The following is an 8,935-nucleotide window of genomic DNA, read 5'->3' as shown; positions in this document are numbered from 1 at the left end:
TTGCTCTTGAATTGCCCAGAACATCATAGCTGCTACGAAAAGTGGAATGTAAGCAAGTAAACGAGACTTTTCATCTTCCGTTGACTTATCACTTCTATACATAATTATGAAGTATAGAGTTGGGATTAAAATACCAAGTATAGAGATCGTCATAGTGAAAACGTCAATCGTCATAATACCAGCTTGAATCAGATAAAAACCAAGTGCTGCAATAATTACTACAGCTATTACTAATCTCGTAAAGAATTTCTTCTTCCCTTCTTTAGTAAGTGGATTTGGTACATAAGATCCTGCCAAGCCTAAATATTTTTTCTTAGTTAGTAAAAAGACTACTAAACCTATTGCCATACCTACAGCTGCCAAACCAAATCCTAAATGGAAGTTATACTCTAAGCCGATTGTCCCAACGATTAATGGTGCAATGAAAGCTCCCATATTAATACCCATATAGAAAATACTGAAACCTGAATCTCTACGAGCATCCTCAGCGGAATATAAATCACCGACAATAGTAGAAATATTAGACTTTAATAAACCAGTACCAATAATGATAAATGCCATAGATATGAATAAGGTAGTTAAACCACCTGGGAATGCCAGTACAATATGACCGATCATAATTAATACTCCGCCATAGAATACAGTTCTAGTAGTACCGAATAGTCTATCGGCTATCCAACCACCAATAATCCCAGACATATAAACTAAGGAACCATAAACAGCCATAATAGAGTTAGCTGTTGATCGTTCAAGCCCTAAACCGCCTTGAGTCACTTCGTAATACATATAGTAGATTAAAATTGCGCGCATACCGTAGTATGAAAAACGCTCCCAAAACTCCGTAAAGAACAAGGATAGAAGCCCTTTCGGCTGTCCAAAAAATCCTGTTTGCGGTACGGATTTTACTATTTCTTCTTTCGATAACATCTAATTACGCCTCATTTCTACAAAATAATAATTAAAATATTTCCTATTCTTTCAAAAAAGAAACATTATAATATTTCGACAACTGAAATTATTCGTTATAATAGTCGTTATGATAATGAAAAGGGGATACGAAATGCTCAAGAAATTTTTTTCATTTTACAAACCACATAAACGATTATTTATTATTGATTTTAGCAGTGCCGTTTTTGTTGCAATTTTAGAACTAGCATTCCCAGTAGCTGTGCAATGGTTTATCGATGACCTTCTGCCCTCAGGAAATTGGGAGACAATCGTGCGTGTAGGTATAGTTCTTTTATTCGTCTATATTATCAGTACTGTACTCCAATATATCGTGAGCTACTTGGGGCACAAGTTAGGGATTAACATTGAGACGGATATGAGACAAAAACTATTTAACCATGTCCAACGACAATCATTCCGTTTTTTTGATAACACGAAAACGGGCCACATTATGAGTAGAATCACAAATGACCTGTTTGATATCGGAGAACTAGCACATCATGGACCCGAGGACCTATTTATTGCCATAATGACTATTATAGGTACCTTCACTATTATGTTCAACATTAATCCCGAGTTGGCTATTATTGCTATTATAATGGTTCCATTTTTATCTATTGTAGCAACCTATGGGAATATCATGATGAATAAAGCTTGGAAAAATATGTACGGGAAAATAGCTGACGTCAATGCAAGAGTAGAAGACAGCGTTTCCGGTGTACGAGTTGTCCAATCCTTTACAAATGAAAATTTTGAAATTTCAAGATTCAAGGAAGATAATTCACAATTCCGAATAGCGAAACTAAAAGCTTACAAAGTCATGGCAGGTACTCATTCTACCATCTATATGATGACAAGGCTAGTAACTTTAGTTGTCCTGGTAGTAGGAGCATGGTTCTCTTTTCAAAACTACATAACTTATGGAGAGCTAGTAAGTTTTATTTTATATGTAAATGTACTAATTAAGCCAGTGGATAAAATTACCGCTTTATTGGAATTATATCCTAAAGGAATGGCTGGATTTAAGCGTTTCTTAGAATTAGTGGAGCAAGAGCCGGAAATAGAAGATAAACCGAATGCAATTCAAGTAAATCATTTAAACGGTAATATTTCCTTTAATCATGTTAGCTTTCAATACGATGAGCACAAAACTGTGTTAAAGGATATTAACCTTTCCATACGTGCTGGTGAAACAGTAGCATTTGTAGGCCCTTCCGGGGCGGGGAAAACAACCATTTGTTCGTTAATACCCCGTTTTTACGATGTCAGTGACGGGGCGATTTCTGTTGATGGGATCAATATACAGGATTTATCTCTTCAATCACTCCGCTCTCAAATCGGAATAGTCCAACAGGATGTATTTTTGTTTACCGGCACCATTCGAGAAAATATTGCTTATGGAAAAAAGGATGCTACGGAAGAGGAAATTAGAAGTGCAGCTAAGAAAGCACACTTAGAAAGCTTAATCGCTTCCTTACCAGCTGGGTATGATACACAAATAGGAGAACGTGGACTAAAATTGTCAGGTGGACAAAAACAAAGACTGGCAATAGCTCGAATGTTTTTAAAGAATCCACCTATTCTCATTTTGGATGAGGCAACTTCTGCTCTCGATACAGAAACAGAAAAAATTATCCAGCAATCACTAATGGAGTTGGCAGAGGATCGTACAACTCTTATAATTGCCCACCGCTTAGCAACAATTAGAGACGCGGACCGGGTAATTGTAGTAACTGAAGACGGAATTGCTGAAGATGGATCATATAACGAACTTGTGGCTAAAGAAGGTATTTTTGCAAGACTTCATAATATACAGTTTCAACAAGTTTAAACTACAATATACTTAGCAAATTTGAAAAAACAGCATAAAAAAGAAGCTCCGAAAATTTTTCGGAGCTTCTTATTTTTATGGGTGATACACAAATTCCTCTAAACGATCATAATCTGATTTTTTTAATTCCACATGCACTAGCGTTCCTTCTTCCTCATATGAGGTCGACTTAACTGTGGCTTTCTCATTAAGATATGAAACGATATCTCCTCGATCAAATGGAATTAGCAGATCGCACTGAATATAGTCAGAGAATATATATTTTTTAATAATATCTAGCAGTTCATCTAAACCTTTACCATCTTTTGCAGATATCCAGATATTACTTCCTGCAACGTGTGGGTACATCATGTCTGCTAAATCGGATTTATTGTAAACAAAAATTGTTGGAACGTCCTTTACTCCTACATCAAGTAGCGTTTCATTGGTCACATCCATCATATAGCGGTGTTCATCATTAGAAACGTCTACCACATGTAATAGTAGATTAGCGTCCCTTGCTTCCTCGAGTGTTGATCGGAATGCCTTCACTAGATGATGGGGTAGTTTACTGACAAATCCTACAGTATCAGTTAACAGAAATTCCTTTTGGTCTGGTAGTTTAATTTGACGGACGGAAGTTTCCAATGTAGCAAAGAGCATGTCTTTCTCAAATACTTGCTTCGATTGTTCTTGTCCAATCTTTTGAAGCAGTTGGTTCATAATCGTAGACTTTCCGGCGTTGGTATAGCCAACTAGAGAAACAACAGGTATATTATTTTTTTTACGTTGCTTTCTTTGCGTTTCCCTTTGATCCTTAACTAGTTCTAGCTCTCTCTTCAGCTTTGCTATTTGGTCTTCGATTTTACGACGATCCAGCTCTAGCTTTGTTTCCCCAGCACCACGGTTACTAACTCCTCCGCCTGTACTACCACCCTGACGACCAAGGGAGGCTCTCAGTCCGACAAGTCTCGGTAGCATATATTGAAGTTGTGCTAGCTCCACTTGCATTTGTGCCTCATTAGATTTTGCGCGTCTTGCAAAAATGTCTAAAATTAGCATCGTACGATCTATTACCTTGCATTCTAAATCCCGCTCTAGGTTTCTTATTTGAGATGGAGAAAGTTCATCGTTAAATATAACGAGATTTGCATCCGTAGCATCGAAGAGATTTTTTATCTCCTCTACTTTACCTGTTCCTACATAATGAGAAGATGTCACTCGCTCTAAATTTTGAGTGATTTCACCAACAACCTCCACATCTAAAGCTGCAGCTAAATTAATAAGCTCCTCTAATTCATATTCGAAATGCTCATCTTTTTGTAGCTTAACTGCAACTACAATCGCTCTTTCATCTAATTGTTCCATTATAAAATCCTCCTCTTAATCGAAACGATATACTCCTTGTTCGTAAATAATAGCTTCTTGGTTAGGGAGGCCTTTAATTTGCACACTTACAAGCCTTTCTTTAGTCCCTTGTTTCAGCTGTTTAAATATTAAATTTGTATTGGGTAAGAATAACGTTTGATGATCGTAAGTAACATTCAGGTAGCTAGCCCATTTCTCTATTACTTCCCTTGGATTTTCTACATGAAACTCACAGCTCTCAATGGTAAGTTGGAGGTTACTATTGTTCACTGTTCCCTCCTTCTGAAGCAACTCATATCTTTCATCATCCGTTTCTTCCCACTCTATAAAAAATGGCGCAGGTAAGCTGTCACTAACTTCTTCTTTAATAAATAGCATTTTCCATTTACGTAAAGATCCAGCAGCTGTCTTTCTTTCAGCATACAATACTCCTGTTGTTTCTATACCTTTATTTTCTAAGTCTTTTCTAAGTACTTCTAAATCATTTGCCCTAATGCAAATCGTCCCAAAACCTGGACCTTCTTTCAAATCATGGAGCATTAATTCTACTAAAGGGTGTACTACACGTCTAGCAACCTGCTCCTCTTCCATCGCTAACCATTCTACATAACTATTTTTCGTATAAAAAAGCGCATTATACGTCCCCCAGTTTAAATGCTGTCCACCAACCACGGCATGGATCCCTTGCTGTTGCCAATCTCCGGCCACTTCTATAGGTTTTTTATTTACAAAATGAACAATATGGTCTAAAAACATACATTCACCTCTTATCTCAAAATTATCCTTTTATTAAATTAAGTATACAGGAAAACTGAAAAAAGCACCGATTATTACTTCGGTGCTTAAATCCTGTGTAAGCTCAAATCACAGCTAATACTAACTGTAGGTTAACATGAACGGTCCTCGCTTTTTCCCATTTGCCTGTCGGGGCAGACATAGGCGGTTTCGCTTTTCTTGGTGGCTAGCTGCACCGCCTTGCCCCTCGGGGTCAAATGGGTAAAAGCTGCGGTGGCTGAGGAACTGCCTCCTCACTTTTCCCCATTTGCCTGTCGGGGCAGACATAGGCGGTTTCGCTTTTCTTGGTGGCTATGCTTCTATTTTCTCTTTTGACATTTCTCTCAGTAAGAATTTCTGTATCTTCCCTGATGCTGTCATTGGGTATGCATCGATGAATTCAATATATCTTGGTATTTTATGATAAGATATTTTCCCTTTACAGTATTCCTTCAAATCATCTGACGTCAAGCTTTTTCCTGTTTTTAGAATTACCCAAGCCATTAGCTCTTCTCCATATTTCGGGTCTGGTACACCCACAACCTGTACGTCTTGAATGGCTGGATGCTGATAAAGAAATTCTTCTACTTCCTTCGGATAAATATTCTCACCACCTCGAATTACCATATCCTTGATTCTTCCGGTTATATCGATATAGCCTTCGTCATCCATTACGGCAATATCGCCAGTGTGTAGCCAGCCGTTGTCATCTATTGTCGATTTTGTTGCTTCTTCATTTTTATAATAACCTTTCATCACTAAATATCCTCTTGTACATAGTTCCCCCGGTACTCCTGCAGGGGTATCTTCTCCTGTTGCCGGATCTATTATTTTCACTTCTACTCCTGGATGAGCTTTCCCAACTGAGGACACTCTTTTTTCAATTGAATCATCTGTTTTAGTTTGCGTAATAACTGGTGAGGATTCAGTTTGTCCATAGGCAATGGTAATTTCAGTTGCACCCATGTCTTCCATCACTTTCTTCATAACTTCTATTGGACAAATAGAGCCAGCCATTATTCCAGTACGTAATGTAGATAAATCAAATTGTTTAAAGTCTGGATGATTTAATTCAGCAATGAACATGGTTGGCACCCCGTGTAAAGCAGTACATTTCTCATCCTGCACTATTTTCAACACTTTCCCTGCATCAAATTGTTCAATGATTACCATTGTGGTCCCGTGTGTTACTGAAGCAATTGTTCCCATGACACAACCGAAGCAATGAAAGAAGGGTACAGGTATACAAAGACGATCATGTTCAGTTAGATGAATGTAGTCTCCTACAAGCTGACCATTGTTAACTATATTTTTATGGGACAGCATTACTCCCTTTGGAAATCCAGTCGTTCCAGAAGTATATTGAATATTAATGACTTCATCATTATGAGTTGCCTTCATTGCATCCTCTAATGTCTCATCAGATACTGTTTTTGCTAATTCAACAAACTCCGACCATTTATAGATTCCTGGGTAGTCATTTTCACTCATTACAATCACTCGTTTTAAATAGGGAAGTTTTTCAGATTGAATATTCCCTTTTTCTGCTGTATTTATTTGAGGGCAAATTGCACGAATAATGTCGAGATAAGAAGTAGTTTTAAAGGATTCACATAAAATAAGAGTAGTAGCATCTGATTGCTGTAATAGATATTCCAGTTCTTTTTCCTGATAGTTTGTATTAACCGTTACTAAAACTGCTCCCATTTTTCCAGTTGCAAATTGGCTCAATAGCCATTCCCTTTTATTGTCTGACCAAATGGCAATATGTTCTCCTTTTTGAACACCCATGCCAATAAATGCTTTAGCAAGCTCGTCAGTTTCCATATCAAACTCTTTATATGTTTTACGAATCCCATGCTCAGGGTACACATAAGCCTCTTTGTCAGGAAACTTACTTGCGGCTTCCTTTACAATCTCCCCAATTGTTTTTTCATTTAACAACCCAATCTCCCCTTTCGATTGACTACTCACCACTTATATTATCATAAAATTCTGATAGTATAAAAGGTATATAGACGTTTTAACTCTTCTTACACAATAGCTAATCTTTCTATGAAATATGTCGTTGTGATACACTAATTTCAAGTATCTTACGAAAAAGAAGGCGATTATATGGAATTCAATGAAATGAAAGACAATGTATTAAAGCTAATCTTATCTAAACAGCTGATTCAAGCAACAATAAGCCAACCAAGGGCTAAATCTAATGAAATAAAACGCATCAAACTAAAGCCTATTGAAATAAAAAATATGTACCACATCCAATTAGAATACCAATACGAACGTATTTTAAAGCACGAAAATATTCGAATAGAGGAATTCTCTTCAACATGGGAAAAGTTACTGGATGATTTCCGCCAAATTCACGGGGATTTTCTTGAGGAAAAGATTCAAATACAACTTTCTAAGAAAAATAAAGTGATGTATAAAACTGAAAAAAATACATCAACGAAACAAGTGGACTTATCTCATAATCGTAAAAAAAACTACTTGTTAGACGAGCATACACCTTATCCTTTTTTAATCCGATTAGGAGTTCAAACCTCTGAAGGAAAAGTAAAAAAGCAAAAGTACGATAAATTTAAACAAATTAATCGTTTTATTGAATTTATAGATGATACATTGGCTTATTTACCAAAGGATAAAACCGTTCGTATTCTGGATTTTGGCTCTGGTAAATCCTACCTAACATTTGCACTTTATCACTATTTAAAAATTGAAAAGGGATTAGACATTCGTGTTACCGGACTTGACTTAAAAAAGGAAGTAATTGAAGAATGTTCGCAAATCGCTAAAGATCTAGACTATGACAATTTGGAATTTTTAGTGGGAAATATTAATGATTATAAAGACGAAACTGCCGTAGACATGGTTGTTACCTTACATGCTTGTGATGTTGCAACTGATATGGCACTTGCACGTGCAGTTAAATGGAACGCTAGTGTAATATTAAGCGTACCTTGCTGCCAGCATGAGTTAAATAGACAGCTTGATGCCCCTGGCTTAAACATTATGCTGAAGCATGGATTAATTAAAGAACGTTTTTCAGCACTTGCTACAGATTCAATTCGCGCCGAAATATTGAATATGGTAGGCTACGAGGCTCAATTAGTGGAGTTTATAGATATGGAAAATACACCTAAAAATATTTTAATACGCGCATATAAAACAGGTGGAAAGCCAACCCAAGAACAAATAAAAGGCTATAAACAATTCAAAGAAATGCTAAATGCTCAACCATTTCTTGAAGATGAACTTAAGGAATACTTGAATATAGACTAATCATGACAATCCAAGGAGAGAATATATGAAAGATCCAACTTATCAAAAAGTGGTATATGGCATAGTAATGGCTATTGCAGTGATAATTGTTCATTTTTTAAACGTAAGGGTATATCCCCTGCATCCTTTTTTCTCTATACTCATCGCTATATTAATAATTTATGTAGGCATTACTGCTGTAAAAAAGTCAGGGAAGTTTGAACAGAAAATCTCAAGGATGAAATATAACTTACTAAACTTGGTGGTAGTCTTTATACTATTTATCGCATACTTTACTATTGACCCATCTTAATTAAGAAAAGCGCAGTCGCCTGTTCTGCCCCGACAGGCAAATGGGGAAATGCGAGGAGGCAGCTCCTCAGCCACCGGAGCTTTTACCCATTTGACCCCGAGGGGCAAGGCGATGGAGCTAGACATCAAGAAAAGCGCAGTCGCCTGTTCTACCCCGAATTAATGCTTTGAAATCGAGTAGGAGGGAGTGATTAACTCCCGACCTCTCACACCACCGTACGTACGGTTCCGTATACGGCGGTTCAATTAAGATGAATAACGCAAAGTTTCATAACGAACTTGCAGACTTTTCAGCCCTTGGCTTGTAGGCGAACTCGTCGCACTTAAATGGCAAGACGTTGATTTTGAACAACAGACAATCTGAATAATAAAACGTATTATAACCCCAATAATAATTCGGTACAATTTCAATTAGTTACACCCAAAACGAAAACCTCTAGATGAAAAATCGTCGTGGAG

7 protein-coding genes are annotated in these 8,935 nt (G+C 37.0%); 3 read left to right on the top strand and 4 right to left on the bottom strand.

Going from position 1 to position 8,935, the window contains the following annotated elements; all coding sequences use genetic code 11:
• A partial coding sequence (locus AC06OU_RS11890; protein ID WP_475856016.1) for a peptide MFS transporter occupies positions 1-927 on the bottom strand: 927 nt, incomplete at its 3' end.
• 133 nt (positions 928-1,060) lie between these two features.
• Here AC06OU_RS11890 and AC06OU_RS11885 point away from each other — a divergent pair.
• Positions 1,061-2,779, top strand: coding sequence for an ABC transporter ATP-binding protein (locus tag AC06OU_RS11885; RefSeq protein WP_475856015.1), 1,719 nt, complete (start codon positions 1,061-1,063; stop codon positions 2,777-2,779).
• Positions 2,780-2,854: 75 nt separating this feature from the next.
• On the opposite strand, the gene hflX is transcribed toward AC06OU_RS11885, so the two are convergent.
• The 3 genes from hflX to AC06OU_RS11870 all read right to left on the bottom strand — a co-directional run bounded on the left by hflX (position 2,855) and on the right by AC06OU_RS11870 (position 6,844).
• On the bottom strand, positions 2,855-4,126 hold the full coding sequence (hflX, locus tag AC06OU_RS11880; RefSeq protein WP_475856014.1) for a GTPase HflX: 1,272 nt from the start codon (positions 4,124-4,126) through the stop codon (positions 2,855-2,857).
• Positions 4,127-4,141: 15 nt separating this feature from the next.
• Entirely contained in the window at positions 4,142-4,882 is a 741-nt protein-coding gene (locus tag AC06OU_RS11875) for a VOC family protein (protein ID WP_475856011.1), read from the bottom strand.
• Between the two features lie 330 nt (positions 4,883-5,212).
• On the bottom strand, positions 5,213-6,844 hold the full coding sequence (locus tag AC06OU_RS11870) for an AMP-binding protein (protein WP_475856009.1): 1,632 nt from the start codon (positions 6,842-6,844) through the stop codon (positions 5,213-5,215).
• A 171-nt stretch (positions 6,845-7,015) separates the two neighbouring features.
• Between AC06OU_RS11870 and AC06OU_RS11865 the strand changes: the two genes are divergently transcribed.
• Both AC06OU_RS11865 and AC06OU_RS11860 read left to right on the top strand, forming a co-directional pair.
• The gene (locus AC06OU_RS11865; RefSeq protein WP_475856006.1) at positions 7,016-8,185 is read left to right on the top strand and encodes a class I SAM-dependent methyltransferase; all 1,170 of its coding nucleotides are present in this window, start codon (positions 7,016-7,018) and stop codon (positions 8,183-8,185) included.
• 25 nt (positions 8,186-8,210) lie between these two features.
• Positions 8,211-8,477, top strand: a complete 267-nt coding sequence (locus AC06OU_RS11860) for a hypothetical protein (RefSeq protein WP_475856004.1) — start codon at positions 8,211-8,213, stop codon at positions 8,475-8,477.
• Positions 8,478-8,935 lie beyond the last annotated feature (458 nt).

This window comes from Psychrobacillus sp. (assembly GCF_056205495.1).
This window is presented reverse-complemented; position numbering and strand designations above follow the sequence as displayed.

Coding starts and splice junctions, on each gene's coding strand:
- AC06OU_RS11885 (WP_475856015.1), top strand. CDS start 1,061: ATGCTCAAGAAATTTTTTTCATTTTACAAACCACATAAACGATTATTT.
- hflX (WP_475856014.1), bottom strand. CDS start 4,126: ATGGAACAATTAGATGAAAGAGCGATTGTAGTTGCAGTTAAGCTACAA.
- AC06OU_RS11875 (WP_475856011.1), bottom strand. CDS start 4,882: ATGTTTTTAGACCATATTGTTCATTTTGTAAATAAAAAACCTATAGAA.
- AC06OU_RS11865 (WP_475856006.1), top strand. CDS start 7,016: ATGGAATTCAATGAAATGAAAGACAATGTATTAAAGCTAATCTTATCT.
- AC06OU_RS11860 (WP_475856004.1), top strand. CDS start 8,211: ATGAAAGATCCAACTTATCAAAAAGTGGTATATGGCATAGTAATGGCT.